At 35.1% G+C, this 20,031-nt stretch carries 19 protein-coding genes; 8 read left to right on the forward strand and 11 right to left on the reverse strand.

Features of this window, described 5'->3' with window-relative positions; all coding sequences use genetic code 11:
- Positions 1–68 precede the first annotated feature (68 nt).
- On the forward strand, positions 69–398 hold the full coding sequence (locus J7604_RS04300) for a hypothetical protein (protein ID WP_293891577.1): 330 nt from the start codon (positions 69–71) through the stop codon (positions 396–398).
- Between the two features lie 69 nt (positions 399–467).
- Here the strand turns inward: J7604_RS04300 and J7604_RS04305 are convergent, their stop codons facing one another.
- From J7604_RS04305 to J7604_RS04315, 3 genes are all read right to left on the reverse strand, one after another.
- Entirely contained in the window at positions 468–1,397 is a 930-nt protein-coding gene (locus J7604_RS04305; protein ID WP_293891580.1) for a hypothetical protein, read from the reverse strand.
- Positions 1,398–1,420: 23 nt separating this feature from the next.
- On the reverse strand, positions 1,421–1,924 hold the full coding sequence (locus tag J7604_RS04310; protein WP_293891583.1) for a hypothetical protein: 504 nt from the start codon (positions 1,922–1,924) through the stop codon (positions 1,421–1,423).
- Between the two features lie 115 nt (positions 1,925–2,039).
- Positions 2,040–2,894, reverse strand: a complete 855-nt coding sequence (locus J7604_RS04315; RefSeq protein WP_293891586.1) for a substrate-binding domain-containing protein — start codon at positions 2,892–2,894, stop codon at positions 2,040–2,042.
- A 260-nt stretch (positions 2,895–3,154) separates the two neighbouring features.
- On the opposite strand from J7604_RS04315, the gene J7604_RS04320 reads away from it, so the two are divergent.
- Positions 3,155–3,688, forward strand: a complete 534-nt coding sequence (locus J7604_RS04320; RefSeq protein ID WP_293891589.1) for a hypothetical protein — start codon at positions 3,155–3,157, stop codon at positions 3,686–3,688.
- Here the strand turns inward: J7604_RS04320 and J7604_RS04325 are convergent.
- On the reverse strand, positions 3,680–4,165 hold the full coding sequence (locus J7604_RS04325; protein WP_293891592.1) for a cupin domain-containing protein: 486 nt from the start codon (positions 4,163–4,165) through the stop codon (positions 3,680–3,682). The two genes, J7604_RS04320 and J7604_RS04325, sit on opposite strands and share 9 nt — an antisense overlap.
- Before the next feature lie 86 nt (positions 4,166–4,251).
- Here J7604_RS04325 and J7604_RS04330 point away from each other — a divergent pair, with 86 nt between their 5' ends.
- The gene (locus J7604_RS04330; protein ID WP_293891595.1) at positions 4,252–4,821 is read left to right on the forward strand and encodes a chalcone isomerase family protein; all 570 of its coding nucleotides are present in this window, start codon (positions 4,252–4,254) and stop codon (positions 4,819–4,821) included.
- A gap of 41 nt (positions 4,822–4,862) precedes the next feature.
- Here J7604_RS04330 and sucD read toward each other — a convergent pair whose 3' ends face one another.
- The 4 genes from sucD to J7604_RS04350 all read right to left on the reverse strand — a co-directional run bounded on the left by sucD (position 4,863) and on the right by J7604_RS04350 (position 8,783).
- Positions 4,863–5,750, reverse strand: coding sequence for a succinate--CoA ligase subunit alpha (gene sucD / locus J7604_RS04335; protein WP_045456943.1), 888 nt, complete (start codon positions 5,748–5,750; stop codon positions 4,863–4,865).
- Between the two features lie 120 nt (positions 5,751–5,870).
- Positions 5,871–6,785 (reverse strand): DUF6089 family protein, encoded by a 915-nt coding sequence (locus J7604_RS04340; RefSeq protein ID WP_293891604.1) that lies wholly within the window; start codon positions 6,783–6,785, stop codon positions 5,871–5,873.
- Between the two features lie 154 nt (positions 6,786–6,939).
- Positions 6,940–7,437 carry a DUF892 family protein gene (locus J7604_RS04345; RefSeq protein ID WP_293891607.1) on the reverse strand — a complete coding sequence of 166 codons (498 nt, stop codon included), beginning with the start codon at positions 7,435–7,437 and terminating at the stop codon, positions 6,940–6,942.
- A 95-nt stretch (positions 7,438–7,532) separates the two neighbouring features.
- Entirely contained in the window at positions 7,533–8,783 is a 1,251-nt protein-coding gene (locus tag J7604_RS04350) for a replication-associated recombination protein A (protein ID WP_293891610.1), read from the reverse strand.
- Between the two features lie 119 nt (positions 8,784–8,902).
- On the opposite strand from J7604_RS04350, the gene J7604_RS04355 reads away from it, so the two are divergent.
- On the forward strand, positions 8,903–9,805 hold the full coding sequence (locus tag J7604_RS04355) for a DMT family transporter (RefSeq protein ID WP_293891613.1): 903 nt from the start codon (positions 8,903–8,905) through the stop codon (positions 9,803–9,805).
- 29 nt (positions 9,806–9,834) lie between these two features.
- Here the strand turns inward: J7604_RS04355 and galE are convergent, their stop codons facing one another.
- A complete protein-coding gene (gene galE / locus J7604_RS04360; RefSeq protein WP_293891616.1) occupies positions 9,835–10,863 on the reverse strand; it encodes a UDP-glucose 4-epimerase GalE in 1,029 nt (342 codons plus the stop codon).
- 224 nt (positions 10,864–11,087) lie between these two features.
- On the opposite strand from galE, the gene galT reads away from it, so the two are divergent.
- Positions 11,088–12,068 carry a galactose-1-phosphate uridylyltransferase gene (gene galT / locus J7604_RS04365; protein WP_293891619.1) on the forward strand — a complete coding sequence of 327 codons (981 nt, stop codon included), beginning with the start codon at positions 11,088–11,090 and terminating at the stop codon, positions 12,066–12,068.
- A 56-nt stretch (positions 12,069–12,124) separates the two neighbouring features.
- Here galT and lpdA read toward each other — a convergent pair whose 3' ends face one another.
- On the reverse strand, positions 12,125–13,519 hold the full coding sequence (lpdA, locus tag J7604_RS04370) for a dihydrolipoyl dehydrogenase (RefSeq protein ID WP_293891622.1): 1,395 nt from the start codon (positions 13,517–13,519) through the stop codon (positions 12,125–12,127).
- Between the two features lie 186 nt (positions 13,520–13,705).
- On the opposite strand from lpdA, the gene fabG reads away from it, so the two are divergent.
- From fabG to J7604_RS04385, 3 genes are all read left to right on the forward strand, one after another.
- Entirely contained in the window at positions 13,706–14,452 is a 747-nt protein-coding gene (fabG, locus tag J7604_RS04375) for a 3-oxoacyl-[acyl-carrier-protein] reductase (RefSeq protein ID WP_293891625.1), read from the forward strand.
- Between the two features lie 71 nt (positions 14,453–14,523).
- The gene (locus tag J7604_RS04380; RefSeq protein WP_293891628.1) at positions 14,524–16,596 is read left to right on the forward strand and encodes a VWA domain-containing protein; all 2,073 of its coding nucleotides are present in this window, start codon (positions 14,524–14,526) and stop codon (positions 16,594–16,596) included.
- 83 nt (positions 16,597–16,679) lie between these two features.
- Positions 16,680–17,378, forward strand: coding sequence for a TIR domain-containing protein (locus J7604_RS04385; RefSeq protein ID WP_293891631.1), 699 nt, complete (start codon positions 16,680–16,682; stop codon positions 17,376–17,378).
- Positions 17,379–17,445: 67 nt separating this feature from the next.
- Here the strand turns inward: J7604_RS04385 and J7604_RS04390 are convergent, their stop codons facing one another.
- Positions 17,446–19,983 carry an ATP-dependent Clp protease ATP-binding subunit gene (locus J7604_RS04390; RefSeq protein ID WP_293891633.1) on the reverse strand — a complete coding sequence of 846 codons (2,538 nt, stop codon included), beginning with the start codon at positions 19,981–19,983 and terminating at the stop codon, positions 17,446–17,448.
- Positions 19,984–20,031: the final 48 nt, after the last annotated feature.

Consider the following 20,031-nt stretch of genomic DNA (forward strand, 5'->3'; position numbering starts at 1 on the left):
TTTTTTAGTGTTAGCAATACTTTTAACTTTTTTAATTCCTGGCCAGTTTCCTTATAAAGGAATTAGAAATGGAAACTATACTTTCTTCAACCACTACAATGGATATTGCTTCTTCAGAAACAAGAATGACAGGAGCTTTTTCCGGATTTTTTGCCAAAATTTCAATGGATGCACAACCTGGAGATAATGAGGTTATCATCCACAGTTTACCTTTCGGAACGAAATGTATAACAGTCTGGATGATGGAGTGGTCAATTCCTAACAACCCCCATGTGGGAGATGCAGTATTTTATACCGATAGTGTTCAACTCTTTGATAATGGAACAAAATGTAGGGTAAAATATCGACTCGACTATCCAACAGCTCTTCCTGCAGCAGCTTCAATCATTTGTGGATAACATAATAATGTCGGGAAATAAAAAAAGCTGCCTTTTGAGGACAGCTTAAGTATTTATATTAATTACTTATTAAAAATAGAAATGTAGGTTCAGATTAGCATTAAAATTATCCAATCCTAATCCAAAGTTATTAATTCCTGTAGAATTGTTTGGAGTTGGTTTCGCTTCATATTCTACAGCACTTCCGCTTGCACTGTTCATTGCTTGAAGCTTTACTGAATCGCTTTTTTTGCTGGCAAAACCTAATGTATAACCAAATTCAGCACCTAAGGAAATCTTTGGAGCGAAGAAATATTCGATTCCCGCAAATCCTCTAACACCAGCAAAAAATGTAGCTCCATGATTGTATTCTGTCCATCTTGAAGTAGTAGAATCTGCTCCTGGAATTCTGTTGTAGGCATTTTCATAAGAAACCGGAGTCGGGAAATTAGCACCCATTCCATTTCCATAATCAGCCTTTTCCTTTACTTTATTGAAGCCTAAAAGTATTTCTCCTCCATATACCCCCTGAACTCTGCTCACTCCTCTTCTTTTTTCAAGTCCTAAAGCCAATAATACTGCGTTATTTCTTATAGTTACTTTATCTTCCGCAAACTGTGGAGCAAGATTATTTGCAGTACCATCATCATTTGCTGCAACAATGTATTTATTAGTTGCTTTAGTAAAGTTAAACTGGAATCTTGCTCTAACAGCAGTATGATCATCAAGAAGATATTTACCAGTGAATGCATTACCAATTCTGCCTCCTAATACTGTATTGCTGAATCCACTTGGATAATCAACTGCTGGGGCCTGGTTACCTCCATTGAAGAAATTACCAAGGTACAACAAAACTGGATCAGCAGAGAATCCAATAGCATATTCTCCTTTTTTTGGTAAAATTAAAACACCTCTTTTTGATCTTAATTCAACAGTTTCCTGACTTGCTCCTGTTTCCTGAGCAGTCGCAAGTTTGCATGCTGATATAGCCAGCAATGCTACTAGGATTATTTTTTTCATTATTATTTGCTTAAAAAATCAAATTAAAAATTAGCCTTTACATAATCATCATAAACCCTATAATTCTCATAAGTGATGGTTCCTGCATAAACGTCATCTGAAACATAGAATGATCCAGGAAATTTGTAAATCATAGCTATTTCGTCCCCATTATTGTTTTGTTTTGCTTCAAAATCCTGAGGTATGATTCTTACATCAACTGATCTTCCATTTGCATCTATATTGAATGTATATTTTCCATTCACATCAGTTACTGTGTTGTAAACAATATTTGGATAGTTTTTATTTGGATCAGGGTTAGTTACCAGGTCCGCAGAGTTAATAATAGCTTGAACTTTAACATTTGCTGCAGGCTCTAAATCTCCATTGTTAGTATTTAATTCAGCCTTTAAATATCCAATGATTGTAGCTTTTCCATTTGATACAACAGGACCATTATCATCATCCTTTTTACATGCAACCAATGTAATTCCTATAAATAGAGCAAGAGATCCACCAATAAGTAGCTTTCTAAAATTTTGTTTCATGATTTAAAAATCAGTTTTGTTTGTTAAAAATTTGAATTATTAAACTTAAAAGTTGTACCCAAAATTAATTAAGGTCATCCATTTATAAAAATATTAAGGGGATTAGCTGGAAAATTTAATACCTATAAATCAATTGAGTCGATAACTTTTTAGCAAAAATTATATGCAATCTATATAGCCAATCCTGAATATTATCTAGAATTTTTTCATCAATCCCACTTTCCGTATTCCACTTCGTACTTTCAAACCACACCTTTGCATCTTCTTTCTTCAAAGAATACCTCTCTGAGACTATATTCGAAGCTTCCGGGTTTTGCATGAAGGCTTCTACCGATTTATTTACAATTTTAAAGAATGTTGTCAGAATGGAGCCATGCTTTTCGATAAAGCTTTCTGATGCAGCAAATACAAAACAAGGCCAGGGAGTGAGCCTTTCTCCTATCCTCCGGAATTCTCCTGCATCAACTAAAGGTTTTGTCATATATTTTTCCCATAAAAAAATATCTGCTTTTGCTTGAGATAAAAAATTCCTTGCACCTTCAAGATTACCTACAACAACCATCTGAGATTCTGAAAGCTTCCAACCTCTTTGGTCTGCATCGACATAGGACATAAGATGAGAGCCTGATCCTTGTCTGCTTATTGCATACCTTTTACCTTCCATCTGATCCATATTGATATATGGCGAATTTGCAGAAACATGAATTCCCCAAATTAATGGACTTTCCACATATACTTTAAGAATTTTAAGAGGACTTCCTTTTACGATATCAGCTGTGATTCCTTCGGTAAGCAATATTGCGCAATCAATCTGATCCTCCTTAAGTGCAGAACACATTGCTCCGGTCCCCCCAGGAAAATCTGTCCAGACAAGATCAATGCCAGCCTCTTCAAATTTTCCACTTTGCTTAGCTAAATGAATAGGTAAATTAAAATGCTCCGGCACTCCGCCTAATCTAAACGTTATCATTTTTCATGTATAAATAGAAGTCCAAAGGTATTACCGGAAATTCACTATTGAAAGGTTAGGGTTGTAAATCTGCTGATTTGTTTAAAAAATGAGTAACTGGACTTAGTTCTATTTTTCGATAATGAACTTTGTATCGAGGAACTATTAATTTTTGACAAATAATTAACTCCGAAAAAGAGCGAGAAAACCAAAATTAGTTTCAACAGTTTCATTTTATAGAAATAAAGACCAATTAATATTTTATGTTAATTATTCAACAGATGCAAAAATTGAAAAATTCCTTAGTTTGGGCTTTTTTCTTTCTAGTCCTCATTTCCTGCAAAGAACCACAAAAGAACACTTTTGCTGAACACGGGGTTTCTTTTACTATTCCTGAGGGCTGGGTTATTACACAATCAGAAAGCATAAATGATACATTGGGATTTTTCCTTACCTGTGAAAAAAAAGGGATGAATGAGAGTGGCATGTTCACTCTAAGCTGGATTAACCAGGAGGTTAGCAAAGAAGAGTTTTTATTACTTCTCAAAAAACAGTTATCTCAAAATTCTTTTTATAAAAATACGGGGATCCTGTTTAATGAAATCCAACCAATTAAGAACCTTGGTCATTTTCAAGTTTCAAGTACAGGATTTATCACACAATTATCCGGGCTTAAACATTCTGGAAAAATCGTCTGCTTCAATTGCAAAGGCAGGACATTAGGTCTTATTTTTCAAACTGCTCAAGAAGATGAGGAGAAAAATAATACTGGTTTTGAAGAAATTCAGAAAAGCTTTGTTTGCAACTTACCTTGAAAGTTCCTTAACAATATTAGCCTGCTTAGGAAATAGTTTCAATAAATCTTCTCGTTTGGCCAGTTCAAAATCATCAAACGAAAACCCTGGAGCCACCATACAACTCACAAGAGTACATCCTTCTCCAACTACTTTGGCACTAAACCAGGTATTTTTGGGTATAAGCAATTGAAAGTGGTCTCCAATTTGCGTACCTAACTTTTTAACGTTCAGACCTTCTTGAGACAACATATAAATTTCTATAGAATTTCCTTGATGGAAATACCAAATTTCATCTGATTTAATCTTATGAAACGCAGAAAATTCTTTATCTGTAAGTAAAAAATAGATGCTCGTTGCAGTGTTTCTTTTTCCTGAATAATCTTTAGATAAGACTGATTCAGGAATTTCAGATTCACTTCTGTACATCTCTTTGAAATAACCTCCTTCGGGATGCTTTTCCAGGTTTAGTTGGTTGATCAGTTCCTCTGCTTTCATAATTCAAATTAAATCAGATTTTCAATTAAATCATCGAATCAAACAAAATATCATTACTGCTATTATTACTAAAACTGACTAAGAATATGACAAAAAATCAGATACTTTTTTTCATTGGCTTTTTAATCCTTTCTACCTTTAAAAGCCATGCTCAGACAAAAATTAAAGGTGTGGATGTTCCAGCTACTATAGATACTGAAAAGGGCAAGCTTCAGTTAAACGGTGCCGGAATAAGAACTAAATACATATTTGACCTCTATGTTGGCGCTCTCTATTTAAAAGAAAAAAATAAAGATCCTAAATCTATCATCAATCAGGATGCTCCTCAAGCCATTAGAATGTATGTTATATCTGATAAGATCACAAACAAAAAAATGGAAGAAACCATTAAAGAGGGGTTTGAAAAAGCTACCAAGGGCAATACTGCACCATATAAGGCAAAAATTGACCAGCTAATGCAGGCATTTAAGGAAGAAATTCATAACAAAGATGTCATAGACATTACCTATTCGCCGGGAGCAGGAGTAAAACTCTATAAAAATGGCAAACTAAAAACTCAAGTGGAAGGTCTGGATTTTAAAAAATTGTTGTTTACTATCTGGCTAGGTGATGATCCTGCAGATGAAGATCTTAAAGATAGTATGCTTGGAAAATAAAAAAAGGAGAGGCTGTTTCAATGAAACAGCCTCTTTATGTTTTAAGCAGTTGCTTTGCTTTTTTGAAGTGCTTTTAGCATTGTCTCTCCGATATCAGCAGGAGATTCAACAACAAACAGACCACAGTCTTTCATGATTTTCATTTTTGCAGCAGCAGTATCATCCGCACCACCTACAATAGCACCAGCATGTCCCATTCTTCTACCTGCAGGGGCAGTCTGACCAGCAATGAAACCAACAACCGGTTTAGTACCGTTTTCTTTGATCCATTTAGCAGCTTCAGACTCCATACTTCCACCTATTTCACCAATCATGATGATACCTTCTGTGTGAGGATCGTCCATCAATAACTTAACAGCTTCTTTAGTAGTGGTTCCAATTACAGGATCTCCACCGATACCAATACAGGTAGATTGTCCCAAACCAACTTTAGATAGTTGATCTACTGCTTCATAAGTCAATGTTCCGGAACGAGACACAATACCTATTTTACCAGGCTTATGGATAAATGCCGGCATTATACCAACCTTAGCTTCTCCCGGAGTCATTACTCCAGGACAGTTAGGTCCGATAAGAGTTAGATTTTTTCCTTTGATATATTCTTTTGCTTTGATCATATCCTTTACAGGAATTCCTTCTGTAATACATATGATTACTTTGATACCTGCATCGGCAGCTTCCATAATAGCATCTGCCGCGAAAGCCGGAGGTACAAAAATTATAGAAACATTAGCACCTGTTTCTTTAACTGCATCTTCCACTGTATTAAATACAGGTTTATCAAGATGTTTAGTGCCGCCTTTACCGGGAGTTACTCCTCCAACAACGTTTGTTCCGTATTCGATCATCTGACCGGCATGGAATGTTCCTTCAGAGCCTGTAAAACCCTGCACTATCACTTTGGACTGTTTATTGACTAGTACGCTCATGAATCTTTAGTTAGATTATACCCCACAAAAATAAAAGTTTTTGGTTCTTATAAAAAAATCCTAAGCATAAAATACTGAAATCTTTAAAAAATGAAATTTTCCGGCTACTTTTTAGGCTAACTATCTGAATTTTGGGCAATATATCTTACCAGGAATAATGTAAATTAACCTCAGCGAAACCAAAGCATAACTATCAGGCCCCCCTTTACTTCCTCTCTTGCTTCCAGGAGCTTTGGAAGTTGAATAGGAATATCCCGAACCCAGATTAACAAATTGTTCTTCTAGAGTATTATTGATGAATTCAATGTCTCTCTTTCCTCCGTTATAAGATCCGACTAGAGATGCGGAACGATTTGACATTTGTCTGGACTGATCACTTTTTAAAAGGTCAGGATTGATATATCTACCGCTAACATCATCAAGGTAATCAGTAGAAGTATACCTATATGTGAATTCCAGCTCAAGGTCCCATTGAATAGCAAGCTTATACCGGAATCCCAAACCGGCAGGTATTGAAAATTGAATATTTGAATATGACTTACCCTCAGTTTCCAATTTTCTAAGATTTATCCAAGACCCTGCATCATTTTTGGCCATTGGATTATGGTAAAAAACACCACCTCCCAGTAAAACATAAGCATTGTAAATAGGACGTTTGCGATAATGATCTGTATTAGGTAGCAAATCATATCTTATAGTAAATGATAACTCTTTTATATCATTCCTAAAATGAAGGTTTCTAAGATAATTATCAGATTCCAGTTTTTTATCTGAAGAAAGGTAATCGTCTCCTAAAAGTCTAAACCATAGAAAGTCGAATTCATATGAAAGTCTTGGATATATTCTTTTATTAAAACCTAATGAAAGTCCTGGCCTTATGGTGACCAATGAGGATTTAATATCTCCATTTGCATAGCTACCTACTCCCCCTATGATAACAGAAGGATATTTACATCTGTAATTATATGGCTGTGCACTTACTGAATGGCAAGCAATTAAGAATAACAATAAAAAAATGTATAAAAAATTTCTCACGAAGTTAATTTAAACTATACGTTTTTCACGTTCTTTACTTAATATAGAAATTCGGATTTAAGTAAACACAATTTACTGCAAAAAAGTAAAATAACCCTGAAAAGGTTGAAATCATATTCTTTTAGTTTCAACCTTTTCATAGTCAGGATTAATATTAATAATGAAATAATGCTTTTTCATTGATCATGCCTTTCGCAAGATTGGTCAAATCCGCATCATCTTCCTGCTTTTCATCCTTTATTTCATGAAAGACATTTCCAACATTACCATAATCTAATATATGGGCAAATGCAGCAACTGTTCCAAAACTTGCAATTTCATAATGCCTTGCCTTTTGAAGGCCCACAATCAGAGCTGCATCCAATACATTTTCATCTTCAACATCTTTAAAGAATTCTTTTATCTCGCTTATTAAGCCTCCCATTACTGGACAAGTTTGTCCATATGGATCAACTTCCATTTCTCTTGCAATACTATCCAGTCTTTCAATGTCTTTTTGAGTTGTATTCAAACTTTTTTCAAAAGCCTTTCTTAAGTCTGGATTCGAACAGCATTCTATAATCTCCGGCAAAGCTTCTGCCAGTTGGGTTTCTGCACTATATAGGTCTCGAAAGAGATCTATGAATAGATCGTCAAAACTTCTCACCTTCATAATTCTGAATATTTTACGCTTTAATAAATTAACAAATATTGCAGATTCTTTAGTGCAAGCTTATTTTTAAAACCTGAATAAATACTGTTTAAATTTTAATATCCATATTTGGTTTTCCATAGTTTTTTCAGCCTTGTTCGGAGTTCGTTTTCTCTGGCATTATTTCCAGGTTCGAATAATTTTCTTCCTTTAATTTTATCTGGCAAAAACTCTTGCTCAACAAAGTTATTATCATAATCATGGGCATATTTATAATCTTTCCCATATCCTTGTTCTTTCATTAATTTGGTCGGAGCATTCCGCAAATGAATTGGCACAGGTAAGTCTCCTGTCTGCCTAACAAGCTCATGCGCTTGTTTGATAGCAACATAAGATGCATTGCTTTTAGGAGAAGAAGCAAGGTAAGTAACACATTGGGAAAGGATAATATCAGATTCGGGATAACCAATAACTTGGACAGCCTGAAAACAGGTCGTAGCCATGACGAGAGCAGTAGGATTGGCATTTCCAATATCTTCTGAAGCAAGTATAACCAATCTTCTGGCTATGAATTTTACATCCTCACCACCTTCTATCATTCTTGCAAGCCAGTATACAGCGGCATTCGGATCACTTCCTCTTATTGACTTTATAAAAGCGGAGATAATATCATAATGCATCTCTCCTTGTTTGTCGTATAATGCAACTTTCCTCTGCGCAATATTTAAGACAACTTCATCTGTAATTTCAACTGGTTCCTTATCACTTAAATTATCAACTACCAGCTCAAACAAATTCAATAATTTTCTTCCATCCCCGCCTGAAAGATTGAGCATCGCAGCATATTCCTTTATTTCAATCCTTTTTTGTTTCAAAAGAAAATCTTTTTCCATAGCCTGAGTCAACATTCCTTTCAATTCTTCCTCTTCCAAGGCTTTAAGAGTATAAACCTGTGACCTGGATAAAAGAGCGCTATTGACTTCAAATGAAGGATTCTCAGTAGTAGCTCCTATAAGGGTAATTATCCCTTTTTCAACAGCATTTAACAAAGCATCTTGCTGAGATTTATTAAACCTGTGAATCTCGTCAATGAAGAGGACAGTCTTACGGGTGCCTTTAGCTCTTTCAATTACCTCTCTTACATCTTTTACACCTGCGCTTATAGCACTGAGTGTAACAAAGGGAGTCTTTAACTGTGCTGCAATGATATTTGCAAGAGTCGTTTTTCCCACCCCAGGTGGCCCCCAGAAAATCATAGATGGAATAGATCCTGTCTCTATAATTTTCCTTAATACAGCGCCCTTTCCTACAAGATGTTTCTGACCTATAAAATCATCTAGGCTTGTAGGCCTTAATCTTTCGGCCAATGGTTGTCCGGATGTATATTTATTTTCTATGATTTAACGGGTTTAGGAATTCAAAATTTGAAAATTTTCTTATGTTTAACAAATTAAAAAAAATTCCGGTTTAACAACGAAACAGAATCGTGAAGCAGGATTTAAAATCTCATGGGTTGTTATTATTATCAACCTTTATAGCAGGAGCTAATTATACAATTTCAAAATTTGCTACCCCGGAATATATTGCGCCTTCTGCAATTATACTATTGAGAATCATTTCAACTATTCTTCTTTTCAATGCATTAGGATTATTCATTAAAGAAAAGATAGATGTATCTGACCGGAAAAGGCTCTTTTTTTGTGCACTCTTTGGTGTTGCTTGCAATCAATTATTGTTTTATAAAGGTCTGAGTCTTACTTCACCGATCAATGCTTCTTTAATGATGACGGTAAGTCCGATTATTGTCCTGGTTATTTCCGCTATCAACGGTTTTGAAAGAATTACTGCTTTCAGAATTTTAGGATTATTATTGGGTACAATTGGTACAGCTGCACTGCTGCTTTCGGGTAAAGATCAGTTTAATGAACTATTTGTAGGTGATATCCTTGTTCTTTTAAACGCTGTTAGCTGGGCCTTATTTCTTGTAATAGCTAAACCTCTGCTAGCAAAATATCACTTTATTACAATTTCCAGATGGATGTTTAACCTGGGCTTCTTCCTAGTGCTACCTTTTAGTTTTAATTCGTTTATGGAAACTGAATGGCAAAACTTCGATACGACTGCTTATTTGTCAATTGGTTTCATAATAATTTTTGCAACATATATTTCTTATATTCTCAATGTGGGAGTATTAAAAAAAGTAAATCCTTCTGTTGCTGGAAGTTACATTTATTTACAACCCATGGTTGCTGCAACCATTGCTTTGACGATGGGAAAAGATGAATTGACGCCAGAAAAAATTGCTTATAGTATTTTAATTCTAACAGGTGTTTTTCTTATAAATAAGCTACCCCACAAAAAAATAAGAGATCAGCTGTACTCAAACTGATCTCCTTAATATTTAATTATTTTAATAAATTAAATGGCGTTTATTTCCTTGCTTTTAGGGGTATATCTTCCATTCCTCTCTCCATTATGCCATTTCCAGGCAGTTTCAATGATTTTAGAAAGATCCTGGTACTCAGCTACCCATCCAAGAATGTTTTTTGCTGCAGTAGGATCTGATACCAAAAGCGCTGGATCTCCATCTCTCCTTGGTCCATATATGACTGGCACTTTCAAACCAGTAACTTTCTCTACTGTTTCAATAACTTCTTTTACAGAACAACCTTTTCCTGTCCCTAAATTACAAATTGCAGATCCCTTATTTTTCAATAAATGCTCTAGTGCAAGTATGTGAGCCCTTCCAAGATCTTCCACATGAATATAATCTCTGATACATGTTCCATCGGGTGTGTCATAATCTGTTCCAAATACAGTAACTGGGCCTCTAGTACCCTTCGCTGCTTCAATTACCAATGGGATTAAGTGTGTTTCCGGATCGTGATCTTCACCAATTAGTCCATCTCTTGATGCACCTGAAGCATTAAAATATCTTAAAAAAAAGTAATTAAGATTATAAGCAGTACCATAATCCTTAAGGATTTTTTCAAGCATCAATTTGCTTTGTCCATAGGGATTAATGGGATTCTGAGGATGATTCTCATCGATAGGCAATCTTACAGGATTTCCATATGAAGCACATGTAGAAGAAAATATAAAATTGTTGCAGTTAAATGCCCTCATTACTTCTATCAGGCTTAAAGGAGCTGCTATATTATTCAGATAGTATTTTGCAGGATCTTTAACAGACTCACCAACATAAGCGTATGCAGCAAAATGAAGTACTGCATCTATTTTATTTTCTGAAAACAAGGTAGTCATAGCCTTTCCATCTGCGATATTGGCTTTTACTAACTGTACATTTTTATCCAGGATTGCCTCCTCATGACCATAAACAAGATTGTCAACGACAATTACCTTATATTTTTTTTCCGCAAGAAGTCTCACGGTATGAGAACCGATATATCCGGCTCCGCCAGTTACTAATATTGTTTTACCTTCCATTATAATAAAAAATCCTTTCTATTAAAGTTAATTAATTTGCATTTATAAAGTTTCGAGATTTTGATATTTTTTGAAAAATTAACGTAAAAAGAACTTTAATCATCATTAATATTACTTTTTAAAGAAAATTAATATCCTGGCAACCTTTTAAATCTATATCCAGTTAAAAATTATAGTTCCCGGTTAATTTATCTGGAAATTTATTTTGTTTAAATTTTTACCGCATGAATCATTTAAGGTGGAATCCTTTACTAAAAACTTACACTTTAATCGCCACTAATAGAACTCAGAGACCTATATTTCCGGATGAATGTCCGTTTTGTCCAGGAAGTGGAAAAATAAAAGACACTTATGATGTTCTTTCTCTTCCAAACGAGTTTCCTGTATTGTCAAATGAATTCAAAGCTCCCGAACAAGAAACTGGATCTTTTTTTAAATCTGGAGCAAGTCACGGCCAATGTGAAGTTATACTATACTCTCCGGATCATTTTGCGACTCTATATGACTTGGAAAATTCTCATGTTGAGAAGCTCATAAAATTATGGAGAGACCGTACGCTCGAAATGAGTAAAGATTCTTCAATTGAGTATATTCATATATTTGAAAACAGAGGTCAGGAGGTAGGTTCTTCAATACACCATCCGCATGGGCAGATTTACGGTTATCCCTTTGTTCCCCTCAAGCTTAAAACAGAACTAGATTCTTGCAAAGAATATTTTTTACAAACCAACAAGAACCTTATTTTGGAATTAAATGAACAGGAAGAAAGTGAACAAAAAAGGATAATTACCTCAAACAAAAGTTTTCTAGCTTATATTCCATATTTTGCAGAACATCCATTAGGAGTATTCATTTCTTCAAGAAGACAAAAGAGTTATTTGGCAGATTTTACAAATGAAGAAATAACTGATCTGGCGATGATTTTAAAAGACATTACTGGAGCTTTGGACGCTGTATATAAAAAGCCATTGCCATACACAATGTCCATTCATCAGGCTCCACATAGTTCAAAGGATTATTCTGACTGTAAAAATTACTACAGTTTACATATAGAATTTTCTCCTGTACTTAAAGACGCAACCAATGTAAAATTTCATGGGGGATCTGAAATGGGTGCATGGGCTAATATAAGCTCAAAACCTGCAGAAGAAAGCGCTGAAATATTACGGAATGCTTTGCAAATCTTTAAAAAAGCAGGTAGATGATAAAAACAAAAGAGGCAGATTTTACTGCCTCTTTTGTTTTATTTAAATGATATCAATTACAAGTGTATCACTTCATTATAAGCTGCAGCCGCAGCTTCCATGATAGCTTCTGACATTGTAGGATGTGGGTGAACTGATTTTATAATTTCATGCCCTGTAGTTTCAAGATTTCTAGCAACTACAACTTCTGCAATCATTTCAGTAACATTGGCTCCGATAAAATGAGCTCCAAGCCACTCTCCATATTTCGCATCGAAAATAACTTTAATAAATCCTTCGCTTGCTCCTGCAGCCTTTGCTTTCCCTGATGCAGTGAAAGGGAACTTACCAACTTTAACCTCGTACCCTTTTTCCTTAGCTTGCTTTTCAGTAAGTCCTACTGATGCAATTTCAGGAGTACAGTAAGTACAGCCAGGAATATTATTATAGTTTAATGGATGAGGATTTTGGCCTGCAATTTTTTCAACGCAAATAATACCTTCAGCAGAAGCAACGTGAGCAAGCGCTTGTCCTTTTACAATATCTCCAATTGCATAAACGCCAGGAATATTAGTCCTGTAATAATCATCCACTATAACTTTTCCTTTGTCAGTGGCAACTCCAACTTCCTCAAGTCCTATCCCCTCTATGTTTGTGGCAATACCGACAGCAGAAAGAACTATATCAGCTTCAATTGTTTCTACTCCAGAAGCAGTTTTAACTTTTACTTTACATTTAGCTCCGCTTGTATCAACAGATTCAACAGCTGAGTTAGTCATCACTGCTATGCCTGCTTTTTTAAATTCTTTTTCAAGCTGCTTAGATACATCTTCGTCTTCAACAGGAACAATATTAGGCATAAATTCTACAATAGTAACTTTAGTTCCCATTGAATTGTAGAAATAAGCAAACTCAACACCAATCGCTCCTGATCCCATTATAACCATAGATTCAGGTTTTTTCTCCAAAACCATTGCTTTTCTGTACCCAATAATCTTTTCGTTATCAATTTTCACATTAGGCAACTCTCTAGATCTGCCGCCAGTTGCAAGGATAACATGGTCAGCATTGTAAACTTCTTTTTTACCAGCCGCATCAGTTACTTCAACTTTTTTTCCCGGAAGTATTTTACCGAATCCAGAAATATGATCGATCTTATTTTTACGGAAAAGGAATTGAATACCTTTACTCATTCCACTGGCAACATCGCGGCTTCTTTTTACGACAGCTGAAAAATCTGCCTGACTTTCACCGACATTGATACCATATTCTTTAGCATGCTTTACATACTCAAATACCTGAGCGCTTTTCAACAAAGCTTTTGTAGGAATACATCCCCAGTTGAGGCAGATACCGCCCAACTCTGCTTTTTCCACTACTCCTACTTTCATTCCAAGTTGAGAAGCTCTGATAGCAGCAACATATCCACCAGGACCGCTTCCTATCACAATTAAATCATATTTTGCAGACATAAAGTACTTTTAGTTTTACAGGGGGCAAATTTAAATTATTTAGGATTATAAAAAAATTCAGGGAAATTTAGTGCGCTAAATATTATTAATCTAACCAGATTTCAATTAAACGGGTCTGAATTTGAAGCATCATTTTAGGTTTTTCAGATTATATAGTTATTTTTGGGCCCAAAACATAATATTTAAATGGGACTATTATCCGGAAAAAATGTACTAGTTACAGGTGCTTCAAAAGGAATAGGCAGAGCAATAGCTTTAAGATATGCTCAGGAAGGAGCTAATGTAGGCTTTACTTTTCTTTCAAGTATAGAAAAAGGTCAGGCTTTAGAAGCAGAGTTACAATCTAAAGGTATTAAAGCTAAAGGGTTCAGATCTGATGCATCCAATTTTGTTGCTGCAGAGGAATTAATCAACAGTTTCATTGCAGAATTCGGAACATTAGATGTATTAATAAATAATGCAGGTATTACTCGTGATACCCTTTTGATGAGAATGACAGAGCAACACTGGGATGATGTTATTAATACCAACCTAAAATCGGTTTTCAACCTTACCAAAGCTGCTACCAAACAGCTTATGAAACAAAAATACGGTTCTATAATTAATATAACATCGGTTGTCGGAATAAGAGGTAATGCTGGTCAGGCAAATTATGCAGCATCAAAGGCTGGAATTATTGGTTTCACCAAGTCTGTCGCATTAGAATTAGGGTCTAGAAATATTCGATGCAATTCAATTGCTCCTGGATTCATTGAAACTGAAATGACTGGAGAACTTGATGAGAAAGTAGTTCAGGGTTGGAAAGATTCAATTCCGATGAAAAGAGCTGGTTTACCTGAAGAAGTAGCTGATTGTGCTGTATTCTTGGGTTCTGATTTATCTAAATATATAAGCGGCCAGGTTCTTCAGGTTGATGGTGGTATGCTTACCTAGTTTTACAAAATTATAAAAATAAAAATACAGCCTTTCACGTTCTTTGAAAGGCTGTTTCATTTATAATCAAAATGTCAAGCTTTAGACTCATTACAGAATATTCCCTTTGGTTTATACTTCCTGCACTTTGTGTTGCAGGTGCTTATTCGTGGCTCCTATATTCCAAAAAAGGCCCTTGGTCTCCCCTGTTAAACAAAATACTTTTTTCTGTCAGGTTTATTCTGATTTTTCTACTTTGTTTTTTACTTATCGGACCATTGCTTCAATACATCAAAAATGAATTCGAAAAACCAATTTTTGTATTTGCAATAGATGATTCTGAGTCTAATACTATTTCAACAGGGGTAGCAAAACTAAGTGCCCTTAAAAAGGAAATAGAGCAAGCTAAAAAAATCCTCCAACAAGAAGATTATACTGTTGATATAGTTACCTTATCAGGTAAACTGTCCATTGATGATATAACCTTTAAAAATCCTTCCACGAATCTTGATTATCTGCTCGACAAGGTTGAATCAAATTATGAAAATAGGAACCTTGCTGGCACTATTCTGTTTTCCGATGGTATTTATAATCAAGGTTTATCGCCTGCATACAAAGAATTGGGATTTCCATTATACACAATAGGTCTAGGAGATACGGCCGCAAAGAAAGATATTATCCTCAAAAATATTCTTTACAACAAACTTACCTATCAGGGTAATTCGTTTCCGATTGTAGCAGAAATTCAAAATCAGGGTTTTGAAGGGAAAGACATCACCGTTATTATAAAAAATAAAGGAAAACTACTTGACAAAAAAATCATTACGTTTTCCAGAAACTATGATTTAAAAGAAGTAGAATTTCGACTGACATCTGACGAAAAAGGTCTTCAGCATTATGAAATTGAGGTTGTACCCCTAGAAGGTGAGTTTACTGATAAAAATAATACAGGTCATGCATACATTGATGTTATTGAAGGGAAAGAAGAAATTCTATTGGTAGCTTCCTCACCTCATCCTGATATCAAAGCGATTAAAAGTGTAACCGATCAAAAAGAAAACTATAGTTTGAATATATATATTCCGGGAATCACGGAATTCAAAAACGAGAAATACGATCTTATCATTTTTCATCAAATTCCAGATCTACAAAATACAGCAGCTGAAATATTAAATAAATATGGTAAAGATAATAGCTCAATATGGTATATCACGGGTAACAAAGTAAATTATGCAAGCTTTAATCAGATCAACAATGCTTTAAAGATAAGTCAGAGAGGTCAACAACTAGACCAGGTTACGGCGGTATATAATCCAGATTTCAACAAGTTCTCACTTACCACTGAAGAAGCCTCTGTTATTTCCAAATACCCTCCAGTATCAGTTCCATTCGGAGAGTTCAAGCCAATGAATAACGCTGAAGTAATTTTATTTCAGAGATTGGGAAATGTCCAAACAGTAAAACCACTTCTTCTTTTTTCCAACGCTAATGATAAAAAAGTAGCGGTATTTTCCGGCGAAGGACTTTGGGAATGGAGATTGCTTGAATTTAAAGAAACCGGGACTACAAAAGTATTTGACAAACTAATAGGTAATCTCATACAACTTTTATCTTCAAGAGAAGAAAAAAGAAAATTCAAAGTTTATCCTATAAACTCAGAATTTTATTCAAGTGATCCTGTACTTTTTGAAACAGAAGTGTACAATGACATCTATGAAAAAATTTATGGCCAAAACATAAATTTGACAGTCACTTCAGAGAAAAATGAAAAAAAACATTATTCCTATGTAAATACTGAAAATTCCAGATTTGAAATCAAAGGATTAAGTCAGGGGATTTATAAATATGTTGCGAGTACGATTCTTAATGGTAAAAAGGAAACTTCAGAAGGTGAGTTTTTAATTAAAGAATTAAATATTGAATTGATAAACGGAACTTCAGATTTTGATTTATTAAGGACTATATCAGACAAAAATAAGGGGGTGTTTCTTCCTGTTACCAAATTATCCTCATTACCTGAAATATTAAAAAACTCTTCTCCTCAAAGTATTATTCACAGCAATGAAGAGCTATCTGAAATTATTAATCTAAAATGGGTCTTCTTCCTGTTAATCAGTCTCGTTACTTTAGAATGGTTTTTCAGAAAATTTAAAGGAGGTTATTAAGCTTAAGTTAATCTTTAAATAAGACTATAACATTTTAGCGTTTATTTCGCTATAGTTCTAGTCTATTCTTTAAATTTGTATTGATGAAAGAGGTTAATTTTTTACTAAAACGATTCCAGGATTTTGGGTATAAGGGAGAGTGGAAAGAGCAATATTATCATTTGTATGAAAAGTCCTATGAACTGTTAAACAACTCTCTTTATCCTAAAAGAAACATTTACATAAAGTCACTTGATGAATTCAATGGCATAATGATGGATCTACCTCACAGCCTTGGTCATGAAGAGAAACTAACCTTCAGAAGAAACCAGAAGCATATTATTGATTTGCTTTATCAAATAAAAGAAGAGAACAAAAAGATCTTCGTAAGTTTTGGCAGGGAATCAAGAATGAAAGATAAGGTTTGTACTTTTCTTGGTAAAACCAAAATGGATTTTGTAGTTATTGATGAAGAAGACGTCCCTTATTCTCCCGAAACATTCGTAAAATATGCTAAGGATTGTGAATATGGAATATTCTTATTTTCCGGAGATCAGGAGATTGGAACTACAGGTAAATTTCAGACCAATTCTAATGTAATGCTAGAACTTGGGTATTTCATTGGACAATCATCACTTAAAAATTTAATAGCTTTTTATCCAAGTGATAAATTCATTGAAACAGGTTTAAATTTTCAGGGCATATCTTATGAAGAATTTAAGCCTAAAGGAGGTTGGAAATTAACTTTGCTTAACCATATGAAAAGCTCAGGAATATACGTGGATCACATTCTTGAAGAATAAAGATTCTAGTCACTAATCAGACACATTTAAAAATATTGAAATAAAAAGGCCCTTAACGGGCCTTTTTTTATTCATCAGTTTTCTCAACCTTTTTCTTCTTTACTTTGAAAGTAAGAGTTTCACTCTTTCCATCATAATCAGCAGTAAGAGTATCACCCTCCTGAACTTCTCCTTTTAGGATCTCCTCAGCTACAGGATCTTCAAGATACTTCTGAATGGCCCTGTTTAAAGGACGAGCTCCATATTGTGGATCGTAGCCTTTTTCTGCTAGAAAATCTTTTGCTTTTTCAGTCAATTCAACCGAGTAGCCAAGAGTATTGATTCTTTTGAAAACATTGTTCAATGTGATATCAATAATTCTGTGAAGATCTTCTCTACCAAGAGAGTTGAATACGATCACATCATCAAGTCTGTTCAGAAACTCTGGAGAAAATGCTTTTCTAAGAGCATTTTGAATAGTTCCTCTCATCAATTCATCAATATTATCTTGTTTAGCTTTTGTAGCGAAACCGATACCGGCACCAAAATCTTTTAGATCTCTTGCACCAATATTAGATGTCATGATGATTATAGTATTTCTGAAGTCAACTCTTCTTCCTAAACCGTCTGTAAGGATCCCATCATCAAGTACCTGAAGCAATAAGTTGAATACATCAGGGTGCGCTTTTTCAATTTCATCCAAAAGAACAACACTATATGGCTTTCTTCTGATTTTTTCAGTAAGCTGGCCACCTTCTTCATACCCAACATATCCTGGAGGCGCTCCCACAAGCCTGCTTACGGAGAATTTCTCCATATACTCACTCATATCTATTCTAACGAGTGAATCTTCCTTGTCGAACAGATATGTTGCGAGCACTTTAGCAAGCTCTGTTTTACCAACCCCTGTAGGACCTAAGAATATAAATGATCCTATTGGTTTTTTAGGATCTTTCAATCCAACTCTTGTTCTCTGAATTGCCTTTACAAGCTTTTCAATTGCTTGATCCTGACCGATAACTTTGCCTTTAAGCTCGCTACCCATTCCCAGCAGTTTATTACCTTCATTCTGTGCTACTCTGTTTACAGGAATTCCTGTCATCATAGCAATTACTTCCGCAACATTTTCTTCAGTAACAGAATATCTCTTTTTACGAGTTTCTTCTTCCCATCTTACTTTGGCAGCATCTAGCTGTTCAAGGAATTTCTTCTCTTTATCGCGTAATTGGGCAGCTTCTTCGTATTTCTGGCTTTTTACAACCTTGTTTTTCTCCTTCTTGATATTTTCGATCTGCTCTTCCAGCTTCACGATATCAGCTGGAACGTGAATATTATTAATATGCACTCTAGCTCCCGCTTCATCAAGAACATCTATTGCTTTATCAGGTAAAAACCTGTCGCTAATATATCTATCTGATAATTTTACACAGGCAGCAATAGCTTCATCAGAATAATTCACATGATGGTGATCTTCATACTTATCCTTAATATTAGTCAATATCTCTATTGTCTCTTCAGGAGTAGTAGCATCAACCATCACAATCTGGAATCTTCTGGCAAGGGCTCCGTCTTTTTCAATGTATTGTCTATACTCATCCAGAGTAGTAGCACCTATACATTGTATATCTCCCCTAGCAAGAGCTGGTTTAAACATATTAGAGGCATCAAGCGAACCTGAAGCACCGCCTGCTCCCACAATAGTATGAATTTCGTCAATAAAGAGAATTACTTCAGGAGATTTTTCAAGCTCATTCATAACGGCTTTCATTCTCTCTTCAAATTGTCCTCTATATTTGGTTCCTGCGACTAAAGATGCAAGATCCAGAGTTACTACTCTTTTACCGAAAAGTACCCTTGAAACTTTCTTTTGAATAATTCTCAAAGCCAAACCTTCAGCTATAGCAGTTTTACCCACACCAGGTTCACCAATAAGAATAGGGTTATTCTTCTTTCTACGGCTTAGTACCTGCGCTACTCTTTCGATTTCTTTCTCTCTTCCCACTATAGGGTCAAGTTTATTCTCTTCTGCGAGTTTTGTAAGGTCTCTGCCAAAATTATCCAAAACAGGTGTTCTGGATTTTTCTGTGGTTCCTTTGGCCGGCTCTTTGCCAGCACCCGAACCACTACCTCCGAAGATTCTTGAGCTATCTTCGTCGGAATCGTCTGTATCGCCTGATGCCATAGGATTTTGCTGATGATATTCTAATAATTCTTTGATCACATCATAACTCACTTCAAATTTTTCAAGAATCTGAGTTGCGATGTTGTCTTCATCTCTTAATATTGACAGAAGCAAATGCTCTGTCCCTATTAATTCACTCTTAAAAATTTTGGCCTCCAGGTAAGTAATTTTTAATACCTTTTCTGATTGCCTTGTTAGGGGAATGTTGGCCAGGTTTTTGACATTGCCTGTAGCAGTACCTTTTGTAGCTTGCTCCACCGCAAGTCTCAACTCTTCAAGAGAAACACCCAGTTTTTTTAACAAGCTGATTGCAACTCCTTCCCCTTCCCTGATCATTCCAAGCAAAAGATGTTCTGCTCCAATATAATCATGGCCTAAACGAAGTGCCTCTTCCCTGCTTAGGGAAATTACTTCTTTAACTCGGTTTGAAAATTTTGCTTCCATATTATAAAGGAGCTATTTAGTAATAGCGTAAATCTAAATTATTTTTAC

The sequence above is a fragment of the Sporocytophaga sp. genome (assembly GCF_017745095.1).
Lineage (GTDB): Bacteria > Bacteroidota > Bacteroidia > Cytophagales > Cytophagaceae > Sporocytophaga.